Here is a 25,407-nt window from a genome sequence, read left to right on the forward strand (position 1 = left end):
GCTACAGGCCTTTGTTCTTGCCGGCGATGTCGTTGCGGAAACGCTCCATGCCTTTGCGGTCTTGCAGCGTCACAAAAACAAGTTTGCCGTTGATGCCACCAAACACGAGGTTGCTGCAGTTCTTTCCCTTCAACATCACCTCGCGTATCAATTGACCGGTTGGCGAGAGCACGGCAATGGCGCCTTTGCCATAGCGGGTCACATAAAGATTGCCTTCCTGATCGCACTTCATGCCATCAAAACCGAAGTCGGGAAATTCGGCAAAAAGTTTTTTGTTGGTGATGTTGCCTTTTCCATCCACATCGAACGACCATATTTTGCGCTGCACACTTTCGTTCACATAGAGCGTGCGTTCATCGGGGCTCAGCTCGATGCCGTTGGTGGTGCCCATCTGGTCGGTTAACAAAACCGCTTTGCCTCCACGGTCCACACGCCACAGTTTGCCAGTGCCGTCTTTCCAGTTGGGATCTGACACAAACAGCTGATCGCGCGAGTTGATGCAAAAGTCGTTGGGTTGGTTAAAACCTTTTTCGTGCACATACACACCCACCTTTTTGGTTTTCATGTTCACTTCCAGAACATTGTGACCTTTGAAATCGGCCAGCAACATTTTGCCATGGCTGGTAAACGTGATGCTGTTGGCCACGCTGCCTTCGGGCAAGGTGAGAAAAAGCGACACCTGGCCATCGGGTTTCACCAGGCCAATGGTGCCATCTTTCTGAAAGTTGACCACATACAGATTGCCCTTGTCGTCGAACGACGGACCTTCGATGTTGTTGGTGAATAAATCTTCTTTGGTAAAATCTTCGGCTTTGTACAAGCCATAGAAATCCTGGGCCGATAGCACCGGAGCGGTTGCACATTCCAGAAGCATGAGTGCTATGAAGAGGGTTTTACGCATCGTTTCGCGAATGGTTATAAGTCGAAAGATACGGCACGATGGCCAAATAAGGAAACGGTTCGCCGATCAGACGGTGAGGCCCAACCGGTGCTGAAACAGCGTGGCTATGCTTGCTGCGCGGGTTTTGGCTTCGTCGGCCACAGGGCCTGCATACCGTTCATCCAAAGTTTCGCCAAACACCTGCAGCCAGCGTGTAAAGTGCGCCGCGGTGATAGGCAAGTGCATGTGCTTCTGAAAAGGGTTGCCCCGATAGGACTGATCGCCCAGCAACATCGACGACCAGAAGTTTACCATGATGGGCAAGTGGTGTGGCCAATCCACATGACTGAACACAGGGGCCAGCAACGCGTCTTGTGCCACGCGGGCATAGAACGCCGTGATCAGGTTTTCAATGTCTTGGCGTGTGTGAAGGTCTGTGTTCATAAAAAGGCGATGCAGCGTTGCCGATAGAAACTTTGCTGCACAAAATTAAAACAACGTGCGGGATATAAAACGTTTCACACAACTGCCCTAAAAGTCAAAAAGCCCGCGCCTGTAAAGGCGAAGGCTTTTTGTTTCTAGAACCGCAGGGATTAGAAACGAACGGTTTTAGTGTTACCGGCGTTGTCAGATACTTCGAAAGTATAAGAACCTACAGTTTTGATGGTGTACAGTTGAGCGAAGTCAGCTGCTACTTCACGTGTTTCGCTATGCACCAGGTTGTTGGCTTCGTCATAGATTTTCACGTTGATTTGCGAGCTAGCACCTTTCGAAACAGCCAGGAGGAATTTACCTTCTTCGTTTGCCAGTTTCGATACGTGGATTGCGCCTGTTGTTTTTGCAGGTTGGAAGCTGATCTTTTCGATCTTCTTGCCAGCAGCGTCAGCGATTTCTACGGTGTATTCGCCGAAAGGAAGACCTGAGAAATTGAGGGGGCGGATAAAACCGTCTACATTGCTCAATGTTTCAGAGAAGATCACTTTAGCGGAAGCGTCGTAGATGCTGAGTTTTACTTTGCTTGCTGTTTCTGATTTATAGATAAGCTTAAACACTTCAGATCCTTTGACAGGTACGATGGCGACGCCAGCGCTACGGGGTTCATCTTTTCCGACCGCGGCTACAGCTGCACTGATAACGATAAGTGCTGCGAGGTAAAGAGATTTTGTTTTCATAGTCGTATTTGTTTTTGTTTTGATGTTACAAATGTAACGGGTCGTTGCGCAACAAAGCCGGAAGTTGTAAGGAAACCTATTTTAATTAGTGAAACAACGTTTGCGGAAAAATTTGCGGACGATTTGATGAAAAGCCCCCCGAAGAAGTGCCCGCAAACGCAATCAGTGATTTTTTTTTTCATACAACGTTTGCAGTACAGGCCATTAACCACCCTATAGCAACAAAAAAGCAACCCAAAGATTGGGTTGCTCATTGAATGTTTGTTTCGCGCACAGGGCGCTCAACAGAATATTATAGCATCGATTAGTAGCGAAGCGTCTTGGTTGTTCCCTGATCGTCGGTGATTTCAAACAAAACTTTTCCCGACACCTTTTCCAGGTTATAGATCTTCGCGAAGTCGCCTTGTGTTTCTTCACGACCACTGTAAAGCAGCACATGCTCTTCGTTAAAGATTTTTACGAGCAGCGATTTCGAATCTTTGTTCGCTACGGTCAGCATCAAACGGCTGTTGTCGGAGCCGATGCGCGACAAATGCGCCAGTTTTTCGATGATGCCTTTTTCATAGCTCACTTTCTCTGTGTGTGTGCCCTGATCGTCGCTAAGCTCGATCGTGTATTCACCTTCCGGAAGGTTTGAGAAATTATAAGGGCGCATAAAGCTTTCTACTTTGCGCAATACCTCTTTGTATACGATTTGATCAGCCCCGTTGATAATCGTCACTTTCACCGTGCTTTCCTTTACTCCTTTGTAGAAGAGTTTAAAAGTCGACCCGTTCTTCATCACCGCCGTTGCCGAAGTTGTGGCCGGTGCATCTACTTTACGCGCAAACATTGTGGTGCTCATCACCATCATCACAGCAAACACAGATAAGATCTTTGTCATAAATTTTATTTTTGAATATGACCTTAAGACGACTGACATCGATTGAATGTTGCAGCGCAAACGTTAATTTTTGTTAACACTGGCGTGTTGAAACAAAAATGTTACACTCCACGAAGACACTCGTGAAGCTGCTAAACAAGGTTGCGTCAAACGGAAAGAGATGCTTCTGGGTACAGAAGAATAGAAAAACTTTCGCCCAACGATTTCAACAGGATATTGTTTCGTTAACAGAAATTTAATTCAGGTGATAGTTGTCTTTACTTTTTTCTTCCTGTTCCAGAATGTGAACCTGAAATTTCATGCGATTCAATAAAAAACCTTCACGACGGTCTTCGGGTGTTGTCAAAAACTTGTAACGGTCGTTCACCTCAAGGTTCAGTTCGTTGGCTACCTGATACAGGTTAAAAATGTTAAGGTGCTGGCTGATCTTGCGCAGCTTCAGGTAGTGTAGAAAGAGGTCGTAGAGGGCATGGTTGGGAAACGAGTTCACATCCACGTTCCAGAAACGCACGTTGCCGCCGGGATACAGTTTGGTTTTATAGGTGCGCAGCAGCATGTCGAGACTGAAAATGTCTTCGCAGCGCACAATGATATCTGCTTCGCCCCCGGGATAACGTTTGATGATGCTTTCCAGCTTCATGAGCGATCCGATCTTCTGTTCGTTGATTTCGTGGCTGAAGTAAATTCCAAAGGAAGCGTCGTCTACCTCGGCATCGTGTAAAAGCTGCCGGTAGCGGGGCTCAAAGATGTGGAGGGGCACCAGTTCTCCCGGCAGGGGTAGGATGGCCAGTGGAAACACGGGAATATGAACGACTTCGGACATATAGGAATAAACACGTAAGGGCGCCTAAGGTTAATAGCTGGCGAGATAATGTGGTTTTACTCCAAAATGATCTTCCAGGTTCTTCTCGCCCGGCAAAAAGCTGAGGTTAATTATAAAGGAGAAACCCGCCACAATGCCTCCGGCTTCCTGAATGAGCTCTGCGGTGGCCACGGCCGTGCCCCCGGTGGCCAGCAAATCGTCGTGCACCAGCACCCGCCAACCGGGCTTAATGGCGTCGGTGTGCATCTCGATGGTGGCGGTGCCATATTCCAGGTTATAGGTCCGCGACAGGGTTTGGTAGGGCAGCTTGCCGGTTTTGCGCACGGGCACAAACGGGCATCCCAGTTCATAGGCCAGCACCGACCCAAAGATGAAGCCCCGGGCCTCGGTGGAGGCGATGGCATCGATTTTCTGACCTTTATAGTCCTTTATCAGTTGCTGCATCATTTCGCGCACCAGCCCCGCATCGGCCAGCACCGGGGTGATGTCTTTGAAGGTGATGCCTGGCTTAGGGTAATCCTGGATGTTGCGGATGGTATTCTTGATTTTATCGGAAAGCAGCATGGTGATGGCGGAATGGGCCGGGCCAAAAATAGACGAGTGATTCCTGTAATCCAAAAGTGTCACGGCCGACCTATCGGTCGGCGAACATTCCTTTATAGAATACCCACCCTGACCTTGCTCCGTATGCTGACGATTGAGAATTTCTCCAAACGCTATGGCGACACGCTGGTGCTCACCGTTCGCCACCTTGAACTCGCGCCGGGTGTTTATTGGATCAAAGGTGAAAACGGCTCGGGCAAAACAACCTTCTTCCGGTCGCTTTCCGGATTGTTGCCTTGCGAAGGAAAGTTGTCGTTCGACGATGGCGTCACACTTCATCATCACCCCCTGGAGTATCGCCGCCGCGTGAATTACAGCGAGGCAGAACCACTCTATCCCGAATTTCTCACGGCAAAAGAACTGACGCGTTTCATCGGCAAGACCAAAGGCGCTTCACTGCAGCAACAGGATGACGTGACGCGCGCGTTTGGTATCGATCAGTTTTTTGAGAAGCCGTGTGGTGCCTGCTCCAGCGGCATGATGAAAAAGATTTCTCTCGCGCTGGCCTTTCTCGGCACACCGCGCATCATCATTCTTGACGAACCGCTCATCACGCTCGACGAGGCTTCGCGCCATGTGCTGACCAATCTCATTCAAACGTTCCGCGACCAATTCAACGTCACGTTCCTGTTGTCGTCGCACCAGTTGCTGGAAAGTTCTTCGCTGGTACTGAACGACGTGTTGCACGTGCGCGACAAAACGCTGGCAAGGGCGTGAGCGCGGTGTTCACCATCCTGAACAAAGTTTTTGTTCGCGAGTTTTATCGCGCCAATGCAACGTTCTTTCTGCTGGTGATCGGCCTCGCGGGCGGCTTCATGCGCAGCCAGGATCACATTGCCCTGGCAGAGTTTCAGGTAAGTTCTCCGTTTCTTTTGCTCATCGCCATCAGCATCTGGTGTCTCTATATTTTCAAGATCACCGACTTTCATCGCAAGGTGCTGAAGCGTGGTGAAAATGAATTCATATTCTATACGGCCATTCTTCCGGTGCGACAACAATTCACGACACTGCTGGGTGTGCTGGCACTGGAACTCATCCCGGTTTTTGCCTATGCTTTGTTTCTGATCCTCACGGCCGCGAAACATGCGTTGTATCAATCTGCCGCGCTCGTAGTGCTGGCTTGTGTGGTGCTTTTGGTGGCGTCTACGCTTCACCTCTTTTGGTCGCTGCGACATCCGCATCGCGAGCGAAAAACCCCGGCACTGGAGCGGTACATTCACAGGCGTTTCACAAAACCCTATCCCCTCTTCTTTCCCGAATGGATTCTGCGGCGCGCACCTTTTCTGTTGATCGGCACAAAAATTTTCAGCGCGCTGGTGTTGTACGGCGTGGCGCAACTTTACCGGTATGATACCTACGATGCGCGCCTCATGGGCATGGCGGTGGTGCTGGCGTTTTCGGCAAACGTGAACCTGGTGTGGGAGATGCACCGGTTCGACAACGTTCACTTCGGCATCAACCGGAATTTGCCCATACCACTGGGCACACGGCTACGGTATTTTCTGATCACTCTTTTCCTTCTCACGTTGCCCGAGGCCGGTTTGCTGGTCAATCACTTTTCCTCCACCGTGGCGTGGCAACACCTTGTGCTCGCGCTTTTGTATGGCTGGAGCATCTGCCTGTTTTTCTACAGCTGGCTTTTCAAAAATGTAAAGGAACAGGATCAACTGATGTCGGTGGTGTTCTTCACGTGCATGGGTCTTGTGGTGCTGGTGCTTTTCGGAATGCCCGTGTGGCTGCTCATCGTGGTCGCCACGGGGGCAAGTCTCTATGGCTGGAGGAAATATTACTACGCCTACGAACGGCTCAACAGCAACGGTTCCTGACGCTACTGCGCAAAACGAAAAAATTGTTATTAGGGATTGCTTATGGTCTTTCCATTCAAAATCACATCCTGCACAACGGGGCTTCCAAAAGCATAGGGCACGTGGGCCACAGAGGGTATGGGGTGTGTGATGAATACGTTGGCCACCTTTCCCCGGGTGATCGAACCATGCGTGGTGTGCAACTCAAGGGCGGCGGCGGTGTTGAGGGTGGCGGCGTTGATGGCCTCTTCGGGTGTTAATTTCATTTTGATGCAGGCCAGTGAAATCATGAGGGGCATGTTGCCGCTGGGCGCGCTGCCGGGATTATAGTCGGAAGCAATGGCGAGGGGCAGTCCGGCCTGCAACATTTGGCGCGCCGGCGGAAAGGGCAGGTTCAGGAAGAACGCCGCACCGGGCAAGGCCGTGGGCATGACGCCGCTGTTTTGCAGGGCTTCAATTTCTTCGTCGCCCATATTTTCGAGATGGTCTACGCTCACGGCTTTTGTTTTCACGCCCACCTGCACACCGCCGGAGCGATGGAGTTGGTTGGCGTGTATGCGGGGGCACATGCCGTGCTGCTTGCCGGCCTCCACGATCCGTTCGGTTTCTTCGGCCGTGAAAAAGCCTTGTTCACAAAACACGTCGATGTAGTCTGCGAGTTGTTCGGCGGCCACGGCAGGAATCATGTCGTGAATCACCAGGTCGATGTATTCTTTTTGGGTGGTGTCTTTGGGCACGGCATGGGCGCCCAGGAAGGTGGTCTTTACGGTGAGCGGTGTTTCGCGGCCAATGCGCCGGGCTACGCGCAGCATTTTCAACTCGTCGCGCACGGTGAGGCCATAGCCGCTTTTGATTTCTACGGCGCCTGTGCCGGTGCGCACAATTTCGTGGGCGCGTGTGAGGGTGCGCTCAAATAATTCGTCCTCGGTCATTTGTTGCAGTCTGCGGGCCGAGTTCAGAATGCCTCCCCCCTTTGCCGCAATGTCGGCATAGGTGGCGCCTTTTATCTTCATCACAAACTCCTCTTCACGGCTGGCAGCAAAGACGAGGTGCGTGTGCGAATCGACAAAACTGGGAAACACAAAACGGCCGGTTGCATCCAGCGTCTGGGTGGCGTGACGAACCAGCAGGCTGCTCATGCTGCCATAGTCGGCAATGATGCCGTCTTTGATGGCCAGGTAGGCGTCGGGCAACACAGGAAGCGTAGCCATGGCGTCGCCGGCCAAAACGTGGTTGCCGGGCTCGCGCACCTGGACCAATCCTTTGATGTTGACGATGAGGATGTCCCAGGACATGACGCGCGGATTAGTGTTACACTGCGATACGGGTCGGGATTATTTTCCGAACGACTCCACCTTGTAGTCAAGGTTGGTGCCGAACACGGGGAAGCTGATCTTGAGCATGGCATAGAGGCCACGGCCCTGAATGCTGGGGCGATAGCCCAACTCAGCGCCATACGACCAGCTGAACATGCGGTTGAAACGACCGTCCATGCCGAGGCGGAAGCCGATGTTTTTTGTCTTCAACGGGCTCACGTCATAAGTATGCGTGCCGGCGTTGGGGCTGTTCTCATCGGGGTCGGTATAGACAATGTTGTCGATCTTCAAAGACGGTGCATACATGATGTCGGCATAGACGGTGAAGATGAGGTCGTCGATGCCTTCTTCAAACTTGTCGAAGTTCACGGCCACGTTTTTGATCCAGGCCATGGACCCTCCAATGTAGAGGCTTTGGGAAGAAATGTTGCTGAACACGTCGAACGATTCGCTTCTGCCGTTCACCACAATGGTTTTGGGCAGGCCAATGCCTTCGGCGTTTTTGAAGTCGGCGTTGCTGAGGCCTTGTTTGGAAAGGGCACGGCCCATGTCTGTGGAGCTATCCCAGATGATAGCGCCCAGCCTAGCCCCGTAGATCTTGCGGACTTTGCAGGGCACCTCGGCGTTGAGGGGCACGCGGGCGGCCCACTTGTTGCCTTTGTAGCTGTTTTTGTAGAGGAACATCTTGGTCTTGGAGCTTTGCTCGAAGTCTTTGATGTGATAGGTTCCGCCAAACTCGTAGTAGTTAAAAACCTCGGCGCGGTTGTCTACATCGCTCTTCTTCATGGCGAGGTCGCGCGAGAAATCGAAGAATTGCTGGCTGTAGGTTTTTCGGAAACTTACGCGAAAATCGGCCTTGTCCTTGTGATAATAGACCGCTTCCGCCCCAAAACCGGCATTCACGTTGGTCACGAACATTTCGGCATAAAGGGGTTGAATGCCCACAAAAAGCTTGTTGACGGAATAGGGTTCGTCATAGAGTTCTTCGTAGGTAACGGCGGTTTTATCCTTTCGTTCCCCCTGCGCAAAAAGGTTGACGGAAGCTGTCAACAACGCAGCGATCAAGATTAAAAAGCGATGGTTCATAACCTTCGGAATTGGGTATAATACAGTAAAAGTAATAAATCTACAGCGAAAAGTCAGCCCTATACATACGGGTCAGCCGACAGATGTAATACTTTGATTAAAAAATGACTTTTACTCAGCCCCCTTCTCCAACCGCTTTTTCAGCTCCGACAGCTCTTTCAACTTCGCCGCGGTGTCGGCTTCCTTGTGTTTACGGGCGGTGATATCCTCGAACATCCCCAAAACGCCCACCACTTCGCCGTGCTTGTTCATGACCGGCACCTTGCTGGTGAGCACCCACGATTCCTCGCCGTTGCTGTTCACATTCCGCTCTTCATGGTCCAACCTAGCCTTGCGGCTGTTCATCACGGCCAGGTCGTCGGCGCGGTAGGCTTCGCCATGTTCTTTCCAGGGCATGTCGAAGTCGGTGCGGCCAATGAGGTCTTTGTGCGAGCGCAGGCCCGCCACCTGGGTAAATATCCGGTTGGCTCCCTGGAAGCGCAGTTCCTTGTCTTTCCAGAACACGGCGCGCGGCAGGTTGTCGATAATGGTTTGCATGGTCTGCTGGTCGTCGCTCAGTTGCTCCAGCATGCGGTTAATACGCGAGGTGTTGAAGGCCACCGTGAGCAGGTCGGCGCACGACTTCAGGAACTCCACATCTTCTTCTGTCCAGTCTTTTTGTTCCTGCTGATGTTCGCAGCAGATCACGCCGGCAATCTTGCCTTCGTTGAAGAACGGCACATCGAGCATGGATTGAATGTCGAGCGGGCTCAGGTAAACGTCAGAGAATTCGCGTGTAGCCACGTGGGTGTGAGCGTCTTTGGCGATGATGATCTCTTCGCTGGTCACGGCTTCGAAGTAGCCTGGGAAGTCGCGGCCATAAAGCTCGGTGCCCGATTCGAACGTACCTTTGTTTTGCTGGTATAGTTTTTCGTTGAGGATCTTGTTTTCCTTGGCATGATAGGTCCAGATGCTGCAACGCGACACGCCCAGCTGACGGGTGATGGTGCTGGTGATTTTTTCGAGCGATGCATTCCAGTTGCCGTCCTGGATGTCTTTGTTTTTGGTGAGCTCCATCAGCACCTGGCGGTTGCGCTGGCTGATCTCGTTGCGCTTCTTTTCGCCGTCGAGCATGTTCTGGATGTGCTTTTCCTTGCGGCGCATTTCTTCCTGCGTGGCTTCCAGCTCTTCCATGTTCTGGCGCATCTCTTCTTCCTGTGCGCGCATTTCTTCGGCTTGCTGCTGGGTGCGTTCCAACAACAGGCGCGTGCTTTCGCTGATGCGCACCGACGATATGGTGGAGGCTATGCTTTCGGTGAGTTTTTCGACAAGTTCAATTTCGTGGGGTTCGTATTTTCCGAAGGTGGCCAACTCCATCACACCAAAAATTTTCTCATTCACTTTCAGGGGCACCAGCAACAGGGCGTTGGGTGTAGACCCTCCTAAACCGGAGGTGATGGTGATGTATTCCTTCGGCACTTCCACCAGATAGATGCGTTCGCCTTCCAGAAAGCTTTGCCCCACCAGGCCTTCACCGATGGCCATGTGTTTCTTTAAAAACTTTTTCCGCTCAAAGGCATAGCAGGCCACGAGTTCGAGAAACTTCTCGTTGTCGCTTTCTTCGTTCAGCACAAACAGGCCGCCCTGGTTGCTTTTGGTATACTTCACCACAAAGCGGATGATGTTGTCGAATAGCTCTTCCGTTGTGCCGGTAGAGGTGCGGAGAATTTCACCGATTTGCGCGAGGCCCGAAGTAGACCAGTTGCGCCGACGATCTTCTTCGGCATTGAGGCGAAGTTTGTCGCGCATCGAAATGAGGGTGTTGCCCAGGGCACCGTCGTCGGTTTCGAGGTTGAGGTCGGCGGTGTAGTCGCCGGCCGAGATGGCTTCGATGAAACCCGACAGCGACGACACGGCACGGCCCTGCTCCTCCGATCGCTTTTCGTGCTCCGTCACCATTTTCATGGACGAGCTTTGCAGGCGATAGAGGAATGCACACAGCGCACCCAAACCAACCACCAGCAATAAAATGGATAACCACGACAGCGCACTGAGTGAGCTGGCGTCGGCGTGAACATCTTTTTGGATGTGCTCCACGAGCCTGTCTAATGTGCCGGCAAACGTTTCGTAGGCAGCGTCAAATTGTTGGTCGGCGGCATCGCCTGCGTGGCTTCCCGCCACGGCCGCGGTGCTGTCGGTGCCCGCGGTGCCTGTGCTTCTATTTTTCCAGCGCTCCTGTGCCGACTCCATCAGTTTGTCTAAGGCAAAGATGGATTCTTTCAGCAGTGCTTTTGTTTCTTCTTCGTGAATAACGCCGAGATTTCCCAGCTCGGTTTCTTTACCGTCGTAGGTCCCCTGCAAAATTGCAGCCGATGTCTTTATGGGGGCGATGACATCGCGATCAAAGTTCTGGGTTTCGTCGCCGGCCATCAGTTCTTCGAACGACAAGTGAGCCGTGGTGACGCGGTTCTTGATGTTGTCGCCCAACGTGATGAACGGAACGTTATGCTCGTAGGTGTTGAGTGTTCTTCGCTGAACATACCCGATGAGGAGTGTGATGATCAGGCCCGCGAGGGCAAAGGCGAGGGTGTACTTGAGGGCACGATTTCTCATGTTTCTACAGCGATTGTCGTTCAGTGTTAAAAAAGCGCAGGCTTAGGTTGAAAAGTTAGCTAATAATCCCTGGAAAAGAAAAGACTGATGACCTGCCGCCGTTCAAATCAATCGTTTTAAATGTATGAAAATCCGGCGTTTTGAATGAATTGAGCAACCTAAACCAACCCATCACGGCACAAGGCCGCATCACGGTGTTTCTTCCGCGCGTTGTTCTGTTAAAAAGGCGCGACGATTTACAGTTCTTTCAAGGCTTCTTCGCTGGCTTGCAGCACGCGGCTCACCACAAGGTCGTCGATGGCGGCCGACACAAACATGGCTTCGTATTGCGACGGCGCCATGTAGATGCCGCGCTGCAACATAGACTGGAAGTATTTCGCAAACCTTGCCGTGTCCGAAGTTTTGGCCGTGTCGAAGTTGATGACGGTTTCGTCGGTGAAGAACAGTGTGAACATGGACCCCACCTGGTTGATGGTGTAGCCCAGCCCTTTAGAAAAAAGTTGTTTGCGTATGCCGCCCACGATGGCCGTGGTGGTGGTGTTGATCTGATGATAGAGTGAAGGATTGTCACGCAGTTGCGTGAGCATGGCATAGCCTGCGGCCATGGCCAGGGGGTTGCCCGACAATGTGCCGGCCTGATAGATGGGCCCCGCGGGCGACACGGCATCCATGATGTCCTTGCGCCCGCCATAGGCGCCCACCGGCAGTCCGCCGCCGATAATTTTTCCCAGGGTTGTAAGGTCCGGTTTAACATTGTAGAGTTCCTGCGCGCCGGCCAATGCCAGGCGGAAGCCGGTCATCACTTCATCAAAAATAAGAATGATGTTGTGGGTGTCGCACAACTTACGCAAGCCCTGGAGATAGCCGGGCTGAGGTGCAACGCAACCCATGTTGCCCACTACAGGTTCGAGAATGATGGCGGCAATTTCTTTCGGGTTTTCGTCGATGAGTCTGGCAATGGCATTGAGGTCGTTGAAGGGCGCGATGAGTGTGTCTTTGGCCGTTCCTTTTGTTACGCCCGGGCTATCGGGTGTGCCGAACGTCATGGCTCCGCTGCCCGCAGCAATCAGGAAGGAGTCGCCATGGCCATGATAGCAGCCTTCCATTTTAATGATCTTGTCGCGGCCCGTAAACCCCCGGGCTACACGCACAGCCGACATGGTGGCTTCGGTTCCCGAATTGACCATGCGCACTTTTTCTACTGATGGAATGATGGAGCAAATGAGCGCTGCCATTTCCACTTCGCGCGCCGTGGGCGCGCCAAACGATGGCGATGTGGCCAGGGCTTCCTTTACGGCTTCTTCCACCGCGGGGTGTGCGTGGCCGAGAATCATCGGTCCCCACGAGTTGATGAGGTCCACAAATTCATTTCCATCTTCGTCGTAGAGATACGGGCCCTTGGCGCGTTTCATGAACAAGGGATTTCCGCCCACGGCGCGAAACGCCCTCACGGGCGAATTGACGCCGCCGGGAATAATTTGCTTGGCCCGTTCAAACAAGGCTTTGCTCTTGGAAAAATCTTTCATCGCAATATTGTTTTAAGACCGACAACGCGACACGCATCACCGGCGATCGAGCACTTTCATCTGGCCTTCTTCAAAGCGCACAAAGGGTATCAACTCGTTGCTCCGGCCATGCTGATAGTCGTAGCCTTCGGTGAGGTAGCCGGGAATGACGCCTTCCTTGCTGAGCGCATCCTGAAAATAGACGCCGTTCTTTTTCAGTTCGTTACCCACAAAAATCATGTAGGCATAACCCATGGCGGCATAGTTGGATGGTGCGCGGCCATGTGTTTTCACATACTTGCGCACAAACGCTTTGGTGTAGGGTTTGGCCGGATCGGTATAGTTGGGCGCGGTGAGAATGACGGAGAGGTTCTGGAATTTTTCGAGGTCAACCGCAGTTTGTTCCAGCCAGCTTTCGGAGCCCAGCACGATGATGTCGTCTTTGCGAGTTTCGATGCTGCTGAGCACTTTGGCGTAGATGAGGGCTTCGTCGGAGGCAACATAGATGCTGCCTACACTGTCCTTGCGCAAGGTGAATTGTTTCGGGTAGCGATACTCATCGTATTCCGTGGGTGTGGCCAGTGTGGTGAAGATGGATTGTGATCCTTCCTTGGATACGCGAAAGGTTTTTGAAATTCTGAAGTTCTTTTCCTTAGCGGCCTGAATGAAGTTGGCGGCCAGCACGGAGTCGCGACGCGTAGTGCCGTAGAACACGATGCAGTTTTTCTTTTTCACAAACGACGCCATGAACTCGCCCGACTTTCTTCCGATGGTTTCCAGCGCAGGCTGGTAGAGAAACGCATACGGGTTGGTGCCGATCATTTCGCTGTTGTTGTGCACCGGGTTGAACACGTTGATGCGGTTGGCCAGCGAGAAGTCGACAATGGCTTTGGCTTCTTCCTGGAAAAACGGTCCCACCAGCAGGTCGGAGCTTTTCAGTTCGTCGGTATTGAGAATGGTTTTGATTTTCTCTACGCTGCGCTCGGTGTCGTAGGCGCGGAAGCTGATCTTCACGCCTTGCTTGGCCAACGTGTCGACGGCGAGCTTCATGCCTTCATAGAGGTCGAGCACGCTTTGGTTTCTTTTCTTTGCCGGTGAGGCATCGAGTGTGCTGGCCATGAAGGGCAACAACACCGATACGGTGTAGGTGTCTTTGAAGAACGACTTTGGCGCTTCGGCTATGAAGTCGGCACGGTTCAGGTTATATTTTTTGATGACCGATTCCAGCTGTGTTTTGTCTTCGGGCACGGCGCTCTTCGACAGGGCGGTGGCGAGCGTAGTGCCGAGGAGTTGGTCTTTGGGATATTCCTCCGTCATCATGCGAAGGGTTTCGGCGTCGGCGATGGTGGGAATGATTTTCGCTTTCACCGCTTCGGCATCCTGCTGTATTTTTTTGTCCTGCAACAGGGCAAACATTTTGAGCCCCTGGAAGTAGTCTTTGTCTTCCATGTTGATCTTGCCCAGCCAGAAGTTCACTTCGTCCATTTTGTCCCACGTGGGATGGAGGGTTTTGATCTGGTTGAGCGATGTTTTTGCCACGGCCTTGTAGCCCTGATTGTAGGCGGAGAGCGCATAGAAAAACGATGCATATTCGGAGAACGGATTGCCGGTGCTGTAGGGAATCAGCGGTTTGAAACTCTCCATCGCCAGGTTCCATTTGCCTTCGCGGAAGAGGGTCTTGGCATTGAAATACTGCTTCGTAAAATCCACCTGTGCAACTACGGCAACCTGCAGGCTCACGATCAGCACAAAAAACAATACTATTTTTCTCACCATAATTTTTGCATTCAAAACAAAGTGCACGTCACGCCACGGAATTCAGTACTAACACTATTCCCACTCGATGGTTGCCGGGGGCTTCGAGCTGATGTCGTAGACCACGCGGTTAACGCCTTTCACTTTATTGATGATGTCGCTCGACACGTTGGCCAGAAACTCGTAGGGCAGATGCGCCCAGTCGGCCGTCATGCCGTCGGTGCTGGTCACAGCACGGAGGCTCACCACGCGTTCGTAGGTTCGTTCGTCGCCCATCACGCCCACCGATTGCACGGGGAGCAACATGGCGCCGGCTTGCCACACTTTGTCGTAGAGGCCGCTGTCGCGCAGGCCGCCGATGAAGATGGCGTCCACTTCCTGGAGTATCCTCACTTTGTCGGCGGTGACATCGCCCAGAATGCGGATGCCCAGGCCCGGTCCGGGGAACGGATGACGTCCAAGAATGGTGGGATCGATGCCCAATGTTTTTCCTACTACCCGCACTTCGTCTTTGAAGAGCGTGTTGAGGGGCTCCACGATTTTCAGCTTCATCTTTTCCGGCAACCCGCCCACGTTGTGGTGCGACTTGATGGTTTGGGATGGGCCGTTCACGGAAACCGATTCAATCACGTCGGGATAGATGGTACCCTGGCCCAGCCATTTCACATCGGAGATAAGGTGGGCTTCTTCGTCGAATACTTCAATGAAAGTTCTGCCAATGGCCTTACGCTTCGCTTCGGGTTCGGTGAGGTCTTTCAATGCCGCATAGAACTTGTCTTTGGCATCGACGCCTTTGATGTTCAGGCCCATGTGCTGATAGGAATCCAGCACTTGCTGAAATTCGTTTTTGCGCAGCAGGCCGTTGTCAACAAAGATGCAATGGAGGTTTTTGCCGATGGCTTTGTGCACAAGGATGGCGGCAACAGTGGAGTCTACCCCACCCGATAACGCCATCACTACCTGGTCGTTGCCAAGGCGTGCTTTCAGCGACGCGATGGTGGTGTCCACAAACTGGTCGGCGGTCCAATCCTGGTTGCAGCCGCAGATGTGCACTACGAAATTCCGGAGCAGATTTTTGCCTTCGGTGGTGTGCGTCACTTCGGGGTGGAACTGGATGCCCCACACCTTCTGGTTTTTTACTTTATAGGCAGCCACGGCCACTGAGGGCGTGGTGGCGATGATTTCAAACGTGTCGGGCACGGAAGCGATGGTGTCGGCGTGCGACATCCACACTTGTGTATCGAGGGAGATTTCTTTCAGCAGCTCGTTGGCGTGGTTCACGGTGTTGAGCTTGGCGCGACCATATTCGCGGATCTGCGATGGCAGCACGTTGCCGCCTTGCTGGTGGGCAATGAGTTGGGCACCGTAGCAAACACCTAGCACCGGCACATTCGAAAACGCGGAGATGTCGACCGTGGGCGAATTTTGGTCCCGCACGGAACAAGGGCTTCCGGAAAGGATCACGCCTTTGATGTCGGGCGTGATGGCGGGGACTTTGTTGAAGGGATGGATCTCGCAGTATACATTGAGCTCTCTCACCCGGCGGGCGATCAATTGCGTGTACTGGGAACCGAAATCAAGGATCAGGATCTGTTGCGACATGCCTGCAAAGATAACAGAAGCCTTCGGGCGAGAACGTTCGCACGATAAAAAATTCTAGCGACTGTTAATCAATACGTTAGGCTCACCATTGCATGGAGATGATGCCGACTTGAAACCCGACAGACGAGAAACTGCTATAGTTGTAGTCGTTGCTTTTGCTGGTGCTGTAGTCATAGTGTACGACGGCCATCAACCCAAGCCTGCGTCGCTCGCTGATACGAACCAGGACACCGGCCTCGGGGCGGGCCAGAAATCCCCACGACCGCTCCTTCTCCTTGTATATATTATAGAATACGCTGTAGTCGTTTTTGTTGGCGCCCAGGCCCAGCCCGGCATAGGGAAGGAAACGGCTTTCCTTGTTCTCGCCACGGAAATAATATTGGCCACTGGCGGTGAAGCCCAACTGGTAGATGTAGTTGAAATAGTCAGTGGTGATGGCGCCGCTGGTCTGTTCGAACGTTTCGGTGGGCTTATACTCGGCGAAGGTGGTCCAGTTCACGTCCAGACCTGCCGAGAATTTGCGTTCGGAGCCAATGAACACGCGGTAGCCCACCTTTACCCCGCGGGCCGAGGTGGCGCCGAGCCAGTCGGTGTTAGTGAGCGGCTGGTTGATGTCCCAGTTCAGATAGAAGTAGTTTTCCTGCGCGTTCACAAAAGTGCAGACGCCGGTCAGCAGAAATAATATCGCGAGCTTTTTCATGTTCATTTGCTGATGTAGGGTGATTGAAGGAAGGCCTGATCGATGGCGTCGGTCGACTGCTTGTTCAGGTCGATGGTGCTGTATACGTCGCCCATGTAGGCCGTCCACAGCACGTTCACTTTTTTGTCGGCACCGATGTTTTTTAGGTCAACGATCTCCAGCACCAGCGCGCCGGTGTTCTGGGCGTAGGTGTTCACATAGGGATAGTTGTAATAAGAGCCATAGTAGCCATAATAAGATGGATAATAATAGCTGGGATAGACCACTTGCTGAAACAGGTTGTAGTCGTTCACCACATAGACGTTAATACCCAAATCGGGCGACGCATTTTTTGCTACGCGTGTGTAGTTTGCCTTATTTATGTTGGCCTCCACCCGTTGCAACACGGTGCGCGGGTAGGTAGATTCTTTCTGCGTGAGGATGGTGTCTTTGGGATTGGCGTTCGAAATGAAGCCGATCGTGTCGGTCGACATGGAATAGGTGGCGTAGGACTTGAAGTTTGCGTTTTTGTCGTAGTGCGTAGACACCACCAGTTGATCCAGCAGCTTCACGCTGTCGGGTTCGGGTTGACATCCCCACAGGGCAACACCCACCAGGGTTGTTAACAATGCTATCTTTTTCATAGGCTCTTTGCGCTTTAAAAAAACGAAGGTTCACGGGATAAAATTGCGTGCCATTCGTCTTGATCCCTTAGACACCGGTTTTGGCGGAATGGTTTAAACGATATGAGAATTTACACGAACGGGGGTCGCCGCGACCGGCGATGAATCCAAAAAGGCAGCGTTAAAGGCTCAACCCAACTCATTCCATTTTCTAACAAACACCATGGCACAAAGGTTTAAAGTATGAACCTCCCCTATTCCAAATCTGGTATAAAAAAACAAATGCCGAACGCTACTAACGTCCGGCATTTACATAACTACGTGCGCCATTTGCTCAACCAAAAACTGCAAATAAAAAATAAGCGCTCCTACTGTTTAAAAATTGGCACTCCGGCACCGGCTAAAAATATTTACCACCAACAACCACTACGAATGGAGTAAATGACCTGTCGTGCCGGAAATGCCATGTCTTCAAAGCTTTCCTTTTTTTGGTTAGCCTATGTTCTTAATCTACGTTGTCGTGCAAGAATTTATTATTGCCCAACAAATTGTTGTCGTCGTTCAGATTGTATTTCGAGATGAAGGGTTCGGCCGAGTGGGGCACGTCCTGCATCTTCACGCCACGGCGGAGGTATGCGGGCAACGACCATTTTTCGTTGAACTCTTCTTTCGTCATTTCCTGTTTGCGCGCGGCCTTCATTTTTTCCTGGCGCTCTTTGGCTTGTTGTTGCAGACGTTGCTTGGTGGAGCGGAGTTCCATCATGCCTTCGTCGTTCACCACCTGGTCGCCATAACGTTCGGTCACGTCGTCGAACTCGTCGTCGCGGAAAAGGCTTTCTTCGCCATCGTCGTCTGCTTCTTCGGCACGCACAGGCTCCACGCGGCTGAAGGGACCGGTGAATACTTGTTCGCGTTCCATGGGTTCTTCTTCGGAGGCGCTGGTTTTAATTTCCGGCGCGCGACGCGAACCGAGGTCGTTGCTATCCTTCGAAACCTGGTCCGCGGAATTAAAAAGCCATCCCTGCGAACGATCGAGGTCATGCACTTTCTTTTCTTCCTTCTTTATAGGAATGTGCCGGGTTTCGTTGTGAAAGCCCGTGGCGATCACGGTCACGCGGATGCGGTCGCCCAGGTCGGCGTCCACACCGTGGCCAAAAATCATTTCGGCTTCTTCGCCGGCCTGACCTTGAATATATTCGGTGATCTCGGTTAGTTCGTCCATTTGCAATTCAGCTTCTACACCGGAGATGATGGAGAGCAAAATGCGTTTCGCACCCATGATGTCGCGGTTGTCGAGCAACGGCGAGGCTAGGGCACCTTCGGCTGCTTTTTGTGCGCGGTTGTCGCCACGGGTTTCGGCTGAGCCCATCACGGCGGCGCCGGCGTTCAGCATCACGGTGCGCACGTCCTGGAAGTCGACGTTCACATAGCCTGCCAGGGTAATGATTTCGGCGATGCCTTTGGCGGCCGTGGTCAACACGTTGTCGGCTTGCGCAAAGGCCTGTCCGATAGAGAGGTTTCCAAAAATTTCGCGCAGTTTATCGTTCAGAATCACCAGCACGGTGTCGCAGCTGTTGCGCAGAGCTTCGAGGCCCAGGTCGGCTTGCGTCGTTTTTTTCTTTCCTTCGAAAGAGAACGGCGCTGTGACAATGCCCACCGTGAGGATGTCCATGTCTTTGGCAATTTTCGCGATGACAGGCGCCGCGCCGGTGCCGGTGCCACCGCCCATGCCGGCTGTGACAAACACCATCTTGGTGCCTTGCAGCATCTCGCGAATTTGCTCTTTGCTTTCGAGTGCCGCGTTCTTGCCTACTTCGGGATTGGCGCCACACCCTAACCCTTCGGTGAGGTTGGTGCCGATCTGAAGTTTGTTGGGCACGGGGCTGCTCATCAGTGCCTGGTTATCGGTGTTACAAACGATGAACTCGACATCTTTAATGCCTTGCTTATACATGTGGTTCACCGCATTGCTCCCGCCACCGCCCACGCCGATCACTTTGATGATGGAGCGTGTGGTGATTTTCGGGATCTCAAATTTGTATGATCCTGTTTCAAACATGATTTAAATTTTTAGTGGTTGTTCTTTTTTTTGTTTTGGATCCTTCGGTCACGTGTGTTTCGTCAGGCTCCGGTTCTCATCAATATTCGTTCTTGCCATCCAGGTCGTCGATCAACAGACTCTTGGTTTTGTTCAAGATGTCGTTGAAGAAGTTCTTGGACGCCGTTACAGGTTGCTTTTTCACTTTGACGGCTTTCACCACCTCGCGCGCTTCTTTGTAGCGGTCTTCTCTTTCGTCGAGAGAGCGGAAACCCGATAGCACCAAACCTACGGCCGTAGCATACATCGGGCTCTTCACCGTTTCGATTTTGCTTTTGCCCAGGTGTTCGTTCGGGTAACCGATACGGGTGTCCATACCGGTCATGTATTCAACAAGTTGCTTGAGGTTGCTCAGTTGCGCACCTCCCCCGGTGATCACGATGCCGCCCGCCAGCCGGTTCTCAAATCCCGAGCTGATGATTTCGTTGTGCGCCATCTCGATCACTTCTTCCATTCTTGCCTGGATGATATTCGACAAGTTTTTCACCGATATTTCTTTTGCCGCACGGTTGCGTATGCCGGGTATGGACACGATCTCGTTGGGGCTTGCCTCTTCGGCAATGGCTTTGCCAAAGCGTGTCTTCAGTTGCTCAGCCTGTTGGGGTAGCACCTGCAGACCTTGCTTGATATCGTTTGTCACAATGTTTCCTCCGAAGGGGATCACAGCGGTGTGACGGATGATGTTGTCGTAGAATATGGCGATGTCGGTGGTGCCGCCACCGATGTCGATGAGGCAAACGCCGGCTTCTTTTTCTTCGTCGCTCAACACGGCCAGGCTGGATGCGAGGGGCTCGAGAATGAGGTCGTCGATCTCCAGGCTTCCGCGGCGGATGCATTTGTTGATGTTGTTGATGGCGTTGGTTTGCGCCGTGATGATGTGGAAGTCCGCTTCCAGACGAACACCCGACATGCCCACAGGTTCCTTGATGCCTTCTTCATAGTCCACCATGTAGTCTTGTGGCATCACGTGAATGATCTGGCTTCCGGGAGGCACCACCATGCGATACATGTCTTGCGTGAGGCGCTCCACATCGTCGATGGTGATTTCGTCTTCCTTCGAGGTGCGGGTGATGCCGCCGTGCTGAATGAAGCTGCGGATGTGTTGGCCCGCAATGCCCACGTTCACCACCCCGATGTCGATGCCCGCGGCGTCGCCGGCTTCACGAATCGCTTTCTCGATGGCGTATACAGTTTTATCTATATTGAAAACAATGCCCTTAACCACGCCTTCCGACTCGGCCTTGCCCATTCCCAATACCTCCAGCTTGCCGAATTCATTCTTACGTCCTACAATAGCACAGATCTTGGTTGTGCCAATGTCGAGTCCGACTACAATTTTTTCGTGTTCCATGGTTGTCAATCTTTTTATAGTGGTTGTTGTAAATCTCTTTGTTCTATCGCACGCGTCACTCCGCTACGATCTGTCCTTCATACTCCAGGTTCACCCGGTTATATTTGTTCCATCCCATGCGGGGTAGAATTTCCTTATAGAAGATCATCAGCTTTTTAAACTTGATCTCCGCGTTCTCCGGTTTTCCAAACTCGATCCTTTCGTCGCCTACCTGCGGAAACAGGGTGATGCGTGCTTTGCTGTCGATGTCCATCTGTGCAATCTGGGCGTTCCAGAATTCGTTTTCACGAATCATGTTGATGAGGGCGATCAGATGCTGGCCGTCTTCGGTGTCGTTCGCGTTGTTTTGTTTCAGCAGTTGGTTCACATACGCACCGCTGATCAAAACCACACGCGCGGTGAACTTGTCGGACACGGGCATCACCGTTCCGTCTTCGGCGATGTAGCCATCGGGGCCGTCGTTGCGCACCAGGCGGGCAATGGGGCGGCGAAGCTCTGCTTTCACCACCAGGTTGCCTTTCAGGTCGCTATACAATTGTGCATCCTTAATAAAGGGCTCACTCTTGATTTTCTTTTCTACTTCTTTCAGGTTCACGCGGTCCATCGAAGCGCCCTTCAGGTTCTCGCGATTCAACTGCATGAGGTTGATGATGTCGTTTTCGTCGAGGAAGTGATTTTCGTTCAGGTTCACCATTTTGATGGTGATGTCTTTGATAGACGCCGTGCTCTGTCGCCGTTCGGTAAACGCAATGATCCCTCCCACTACTATGACAGCAGCAATGATCTTTACCTCCCGCTTCAGATTGAACTTAATTTTCATACTTCTTCGTCAACATTTCGCTGATGGGTTTCACAAACGTGTCGATGTCGCCTGCGCCCACGGTCACGAGCACGTCTACATCCACACTTTCGAGTTTCTCCATCAGGTCATTTTTATTACACCGCACTTTCACCTTGCTCGTGATGTCGTTCATGAGCATGTCGGAGCTTACCCCCGGAATGGGCAACTCGCGCGCCGGGTAGATGTCCATGAGGAACAACTCGTCGGCAAGGCTCAGGCTCTTCGAGAATCCTTCCGCAAAGTCGCGTGTTCGTGTGAACAAGTGCGGTTGGAAAATCACGGTGAGCTTGCGGCCGGCATAGAGCGACTTCATGGATTTCAAAAACGCTTCCAGCTCGGCCGGATGATGCGCATAGTCGTCCACATAGATCACGCGTTTGCCTTTCACTACATACTCGAACCGGCGCTTCACACCTTTAAACGATTCGAGGGCTTTTTTAATAGTGCGCAAGTCTACGCCACAGAGGCTTGCGGCCACCGACGCAGCGATGGCATTTTCAATGTTATGAAAACCAGGGACACCGAGCTGAACGTGTTCAACGTTTCCAAATCCATGGAGATTGAACTCAAAAAATCCGCCCCTTGCGGTAATGTCGCCGGCAAAAAATTGCCCCCGGCTCATGCTGTAAATATGTTTCTTCACATGCGTCACGTTGTCGGCCAGCAATTCGGCCACCGATTCGTGAATGATCAAATCGCCACCGCTATTGATCTGTGAAATAAAATCCTTGAACGACGTGATGATGCTCGCGTGGTCGCCATAGATGTCGAGGTGATCGGCATCGGCCGACGTGACCACGGCAATCTGCGGAAACAACCGAAGGAACGAGCGATCGAACTCGTCTGCTTCCACCACCACCAGCGTGTCTTTGTTCACTTCGCCTTCCATCACCAGGTTTGATGCATAGTTGGTGGTGATGCCTCCCAAAAAGGCCACCATGTCTTTGCCCGCCACCTTCAGAATGTGCGCCACCATAGACGACGTTGTGGTCTTGCCATGGGTTCCCGCCACGCCAATAGTCTTGTAGTCTTTCGTTAACAGTCCCAACACTTCCGAACGTTTCAAAATGGTGTAGCCGTTATCTTTCAGATAATTGTACTCCACGTGATCTTTCGGAATGGCGGGTGTAAAAATCACCAGCGTCTTGTCTTTCTGTTGCAGCACTTCCTGTGGCACCCGGTCGAGGTTGTCCTCGAAGTGGATGACCATGCCTTCCTGTTGCAGCGCTTCGGTGAGCGTGGTCGACGTTTTGTCGTAGCCGGAAACGCGCAGTCCTTTTTTCATGAACCAACGCGCCAGTGCGCTCATGCCGATGCCGCCAATGCCGAGGAAGAAGATGTTATCGTATTTTTCTAAAGTCACGTTCGTTCTATCGTTTCACCATGACGGGTTGCAACCGGTTCGCGTCAAACGTCGGGTCGCTTCGTCTTGATTCGTAATACATTTGTTCGCCTTGCGGTTTGCCTTTGTGCGCAGACTTGGCCGCAATCAGTTTTTCAATTTCATTCACGATGGTGGCCGTAGCATCGGGCCGGGCGAGCTTGGCGATGTTCTCGCTCAACTTGTCGGCACGTTGCTTGTCGAAGAGCAGCTTCAGGGCTTCGTCCACCAACCGTGCACCGGCTTCTTTGTCGGGCACCATCCATGCGGCATCTTTGTCAACCAATGCTTTTGCATTTTTGGTTTGATGATCTTCCGCCACATTGGGCGAAGGCACCAGGATGACCGGCTTCTTCGCGATGCAGATTTCAGACACGGCCAGCGCGCCAGCACGCGATATCACCACGTCGGCTGCGGCATAGGCCAGGTCCATCTCTTTCACAAAATCCTGTACGCGGATTTTGCGCATGTCGTATTTGCCCAGCTGTGCTTTATAACCTTCGTAATATCCTTTGCCCGTTTGCCAGATGATCTGCACCTGCGCATCCACCAGTTTGTCGAAGCCTCCGATGATGCTCTCGTTGATGGTTCGGGCGCCCAGGCTTCCGCCGATGATCAACAGCGTTTTGATGTTGGCGTCGAATCCAAAATGACTCAGCGCCTTCTCGCGTTTCACATCGATGGAGAGAATGTCTTTGCGCACCGGGTTGCCGGTGAGGATCACTTTCTCGCTGGGAAAATATTTTTCCATGCCTTCGTAGGCCACACACACTTTGTTCACTTTGTTGGCCACCTGTTTGTTGGCCAGGCCGGCGAACGAATTTTGTTCCTGGATCACCGAAGGAATTTTTGCGCGTGTGGCCGCCATCATCACGGGGCCGCTGGCAAAACCGCCGGTGCCAATCACCACATCGGGCTTGAACGTCTTCACAATTTTGCGCGCCCGCCAGTAGCTCACAATCACCTTCACCGGGAACAACAGGTTCGACCAGGTGAGCTTGCGTTGAAGACCGGTGATCCACAAGCCGATGATTTTATAGCCGGCTTCGGGCACACGCGTCATTTCCATTTTGTCTTTTGCTCCCACGAACAAAATTTCCGCATCGGGATGGCGCTCACGAAATTCGTTGGCGATGGCAACGGCCGGGAAGATGTGACCCCCGGTGCCGCCACCGCTTATAATCAAACGATATGGTGTTGCTGAACTCACGCTGCTTTTGCCGTAGGCATGTTTTTGGGTTCCTTCGCTTCCTTCGTCTCTTCGCTGGAGCCGCTTTGCTCCCACCGCTGATCTTGCTCGCCACGGCTCACACTGAGAATGATGCCCAATGAAAGTCCGGTAAACACCATGGACGTTCCCCCCATCGATATGAGTGGTAAGGGTTGTCCGGTGATGGGACCCAGTCCAACCACCACACCCATGTTCACCATGGCCTGACACACCAAATCGAAACTTAGCCCGGCAGACAATAGTCCTCCGAAAGCCCGATCACTATTGTAAGAGGCCTTCATGCCCCGATGTAGGAGTAACAGATAAAGCGCCAACACTACGATCCCGCCAATCATGCCATACTCTTCGATCACGATCGCGTAAACAAAGTCGGAGTATGGGTGAGGCAAAATGTTTCGCTGGTCGCTGTTGCCCGGTCCTTTTCCAAACACACCCCCTGTGGCCACGGCAATGCGGCCGTGCTTGGCCTGGAAGGGAAGTTCCGATCCGCTGATAAAACTCTTGATACGATTCTTGGCTGTCTCGGCACGCACACCAAAGGCGATGGCCAACGAACCCGACAACGCTCCCACAAACACCAGCATGGCCAGATATTTTGTAGGCACGCGACCGATGAACATGATGAGCATACACGTGATGAGCAACAGCACCGCAGTGGAAAGGTTGGTCAACGCAATCAATCCGCAGATGACGCCGCACCAGAAGAGGATTGGGATGAGCGATTCCTTTATGTCGTCAATGTTTTGTTGACGTTTCGAAAGCATGCTGGCCAGGTTCACGATCAGTGCAAGGCTGGCGAAGTCCGAAGGCTGGAACGATCCAACAATCGGAACGGCAATCCAGCGTGCGGCTTCGTTGATGCTCACGCCGTTGGTGAACGTATAGATCAACAACGGAATGCTGATATACAAACCGATCTTCGAAAGTTTTGAATAGTAGCGATAGTCCACTTTGTGGGCGAACCACATGGCGGCCAAACCGACAAACACGGTGAACGTGTGCTTCAGCAAAAAGCTTTCGGGGCTTTGCGTGCGCTTGTAGGCCAGCGTGCCGATGGAGCTATACACCACCAGGATGCTGATGAGCGACAACGCAAACACCACCGCCCAGATGACTTTGTCACCCTGGAGATTTTTATCGGCCCATGTCTTTATCTTTTGCATGACTACGTTCTCCCTGTT

The 25,407-nt window shown here is 52.4% G+C and carries 22 protein-coding genes; 2 read left to right on the forward strand and 20 right to left on the reverse strand.

Annotation, left to right across the window (positions count from 1 at the left end; translation table 11 throughout):
* Position 1: 1 nt before the first annotated feature.
* From JI741_RS02725 to JI741_RS02750, 6 genes are all read right to left on the reverse strand, one after another.
* The gene (locus JI741_RS02725) at positions 2-874 is read right to left on the reverse strand and encodes an SMP-30/gluconolactonase/LRE family protein (RefSeq protein WP_236675844.1); all 873 of its coding nucleotides are present in this window, start codon (positions 872-874) and stop codon (positions 2-4) included.
* 93 nt (positions 875-967) lie between these two features.
* The gene (locus tag JI741_RS02730) at positions 968-1,324 is read right to left on the reverse strand and encodes a group III truncated hemoglobin (protein WP_202007153.1); all 357 of its coding nucleotides are present in this window, start codon (positions 1,322-1,324) and stop codon (positions 968-970) included.
* A gap of 149 nt (positions 1,325-1,473) precedes the next feature.
* Positions 1,474-2,052 (reverse strand): T9SS type A sorting domain-containing protein, encoded by a 579-nt coding sequence (locus tag JI741_RS02735; protein ID WP_202007155.1) that lies wholly within the window; start codon positions 2,050-2,052, stop codon positions 1,474-1,476.
* 304 nt (positions 2,053-2,356) lie between these two features.
* On the reverse strand, positions 2,357-2,935 hold the full coding sequence (locus JI741_RS02740; RefSeq protein WP_202007157.1) for a T9SS type A sorting domain-containing protein: 579 nt from the start codon (positions 2,933-2,935) through the stop codon (positions 2,357-2,359).
* A 235-nt stretch (positions 2,936-3,170) separates the two neighbouring features.
* Entirely contained in the window at positions 3,171-3,758 is a 588-nt protein-coding gene (locus tag JI741_RS02745) for an LON peptidase substrate-binding domain-containing protein (protein ID WP_202007159.1), read from the reverse strand.
* 30 nt (positions 3,759-3,788) lie between these two features.
* A complete protein-coding gene (locus JI741_RS02750; protein WP_202008092.1) occupies positions 3,789-4,322 on the reverse strand; it encodes an adenine phosphoribosyltransferase in 534 nt (177 codons plus the stop codon).
* Between the two features lie 123 nt (positions 4,323-4,445).
* On the opposite strand from JI741_RS02750, the gene JI741_RS02755 reads away from it, so the two are divergent.
* A complete protein-coding gene (locus JI741_RS02755; RefSeq protein ID WP_202007161.1) occupies positions 4,446-5,078 on the forward strand; it encodes an ABC transporter ATP-binding protein in 633 nt (210 codons plus the stop codon).
* Complete coding sequence (locus JI741_RS02760; RefSeq protein ID WP_202007163.1) at positions 5,075-6,187, forward strand: hypothetical protein; 1,113 nt, start codon at positions 5,075-5,077, stop codon at positions 6,185-6,187. Before JI741_RS02755 ends, JI741_RS02760 begins: the two co-directional genes overlap by 4 nt.
* A 29-nt stretch (positions 6,188-6,216) precedes the next feature.
* Here the strand turns inward: JI741_RS02760 and hutI are convergent, their stop codons facing one another.
* From hutI to JI741_RS02830, 14 genes are all read right to left on the reverse strand, one after another.
* A complete protein-coding gene (gene hutI, locus JI741_RS02765) occupies positions 6,217-7,461 on the reverse strand; it encodes an imidazolonepropionase (RefSeq protein ID WP_236675845.1) in 1,245 nt (414 codons plus the stop codon).
* A gap of 39 nt (positions 7,462-7,500) precedes the next feature.
* Entirely contained in the window at positions 7,501-8,568 is a 1,068-nt protein-coding gene (locus JI741_RS02770) for a hypothetical protein (RefSeq protein ID WP_202007165.1), read from the reverse strand.
* A gap of 111 nt (positions 8,569-8,679) precedes the next feature.
* Positions 8,680-11,160 carry a GAF domain-containing protein gene (locus JI741_RS02775; RefSeq protein ID WP_202007167.1) on the reverse strand — a complete coding sequence of 827 codons (2,481 nt, stop codon included), beginning with the start codon at positions 11,158-11,160 and terminating at the stop codon, positions 8,680-8,682.
* 236 nt (positions 11,161-11,396) lie between these two features.
* On the reverse strand, positions 11,397-12,686 hold the full coding sequence (gene hemL / locus JI741_RS02780) for a glutamate-1-semialdehyde 2,1-aminomutase (protein WP_202007169.1): 1,290 nt from the start codon (positions 12,684-12,686) through the stop codon (positions 11,397-11,399).
* Between the two features lie 36 nt (positions 12,687-12,722).
* Positions 12,723-14,441 (reverse strand): ABC transporter substrate-binding protein, encoded by a 1,719-nt coding sequence (locus JI741_RS02785; RefSeq protein ID WP_202007170.1) that lies wholly within the window; start codon positions 14,439-14,441, stop codon positions 12,723-12,725.
* Positions 14,442-14,495: 54 nt separating this feature from the next.
* Positions 14,496-16,022, reverse strand: coding sequence for a glutamine-hydrolyzing GMP synthase (gene guaA, locus JI741_RS02790; RefSeq protein ID WP_202007172.1), 1,527 nt, complete (start codon positions 16,020-16,022; stop codon positions 14,496-14,498).
* An 82-nt stretch (positions 16,023-16,104) separates the two neighbouring features.
* Positions 16,105-16,722 (reverse strand): outer membrane beta-barrel protein, encoded by a 618-nt coding sequence (locus JI741_RS02795; protein WP_202007174.1) that lies wholly within the window; start codon positions 16,720-16,722, stop codon positions 16,105-16,107.
* A gap of 2 nt (positions 16,723-16,724) precedes the next feature.
* Complete coding sequence (locus JI741_RS02800; RefSeq protein WP_202007176.1) at positions 16,725-17,345, reverse strand: DUF4136 domain-containing protein; 621 nt, start codon at positions 17,343-17,345, stop codon at positions 16,725-16,727.
* Positions 17,346-17,829: 484 nt separating this feature from the next.
* Positions 17,830-19,383: a cell division protein FtsZ gene (gene ftsZ / locus JI741_RS02805; protein ID WP_202007178.1), complete on the reverse strand. Its 1,554-nt coding sequence runs from the start codon at positions 19,381-19,383 to the stop codon at positions 17,830-17,832.
* Between the two features lie 79 nt (positions 19,384-19,462).
* Positions 19,463-20,773 (reverse strand): cell division protein FtsA, encoded by a 1,311-nt coding sequence (ftsA, locus tag JI741_RS02810; protein ID WP_202007180.1) that lies wholly within the window; start codon positions 20,771-20,773, stop codon positions 19,463-19,465.
* Positions 20,774-20,828: 55 nt separating this feature from the next.
* Positions 20,829-21,593, reverse strand: a complete 765-nt coding sequence (locus JI741_RS02815) for a cell division protein FtsQ/DivIB (RefSeq protein ID WP_202007182.1) — start codon at positions 21,591-21,593, stop codon at positions 20,829-20,831.
* A complete protein-coding gene (murC, locus tag JI741_RS02820; protein WP_202007184.1) occupies positions 21,583-22,977 on the reverse strand; it encodes a UDP-N-acetylmuramate--L-alanine ligase in 1,395 nt (464 codons plus the stop codon). The genes JI741_RS02815 and murC overlap by 11 nt, the downstream gene beginning before the upstream one ends.
* A gap of 7 nt (positions 22,978-22,984) precedes the next feature.
* Positions 22,985-24,205, reverse strand: a complete 1,221-nt coding sequence (gene murG, locus JI741_RS02825; protein ID WP_202007185.1) for an undecaprenyldiphospho-muramoylpentapeptide beta-N-acetylglucosaminyltransferase — start codon at positions 24,203-24,205, stop codon at positions 22,985-22,987.
* Positions 24,202-25,389 (reverse strand): FtsW/RodA/SpoVE family cell cycle protein, encoded by a 1,188-nt coding sequence (locus tag JI741_RS02830; RefSeq protein ID WP_202007187.1) that lies wholly within the window; start codon positions 25,387-25,389, stop codon positions 24,202-24,204. Before JI741_RS02830 ends, murG begins: the two co-directional genes overlap by 4 nt.
* Positions 25,390-25,407: the final 18 nt, after the last annotated feature.

This window comes from Chryseolinea lacunae (assembly GCF_016735595.1).
GTDB lineage: Bacteria > Bacteroidota > Bacteroidia > Cytophagales > Cyclobacteriaceae > Chryseolinea > Chryseolinea lacunae.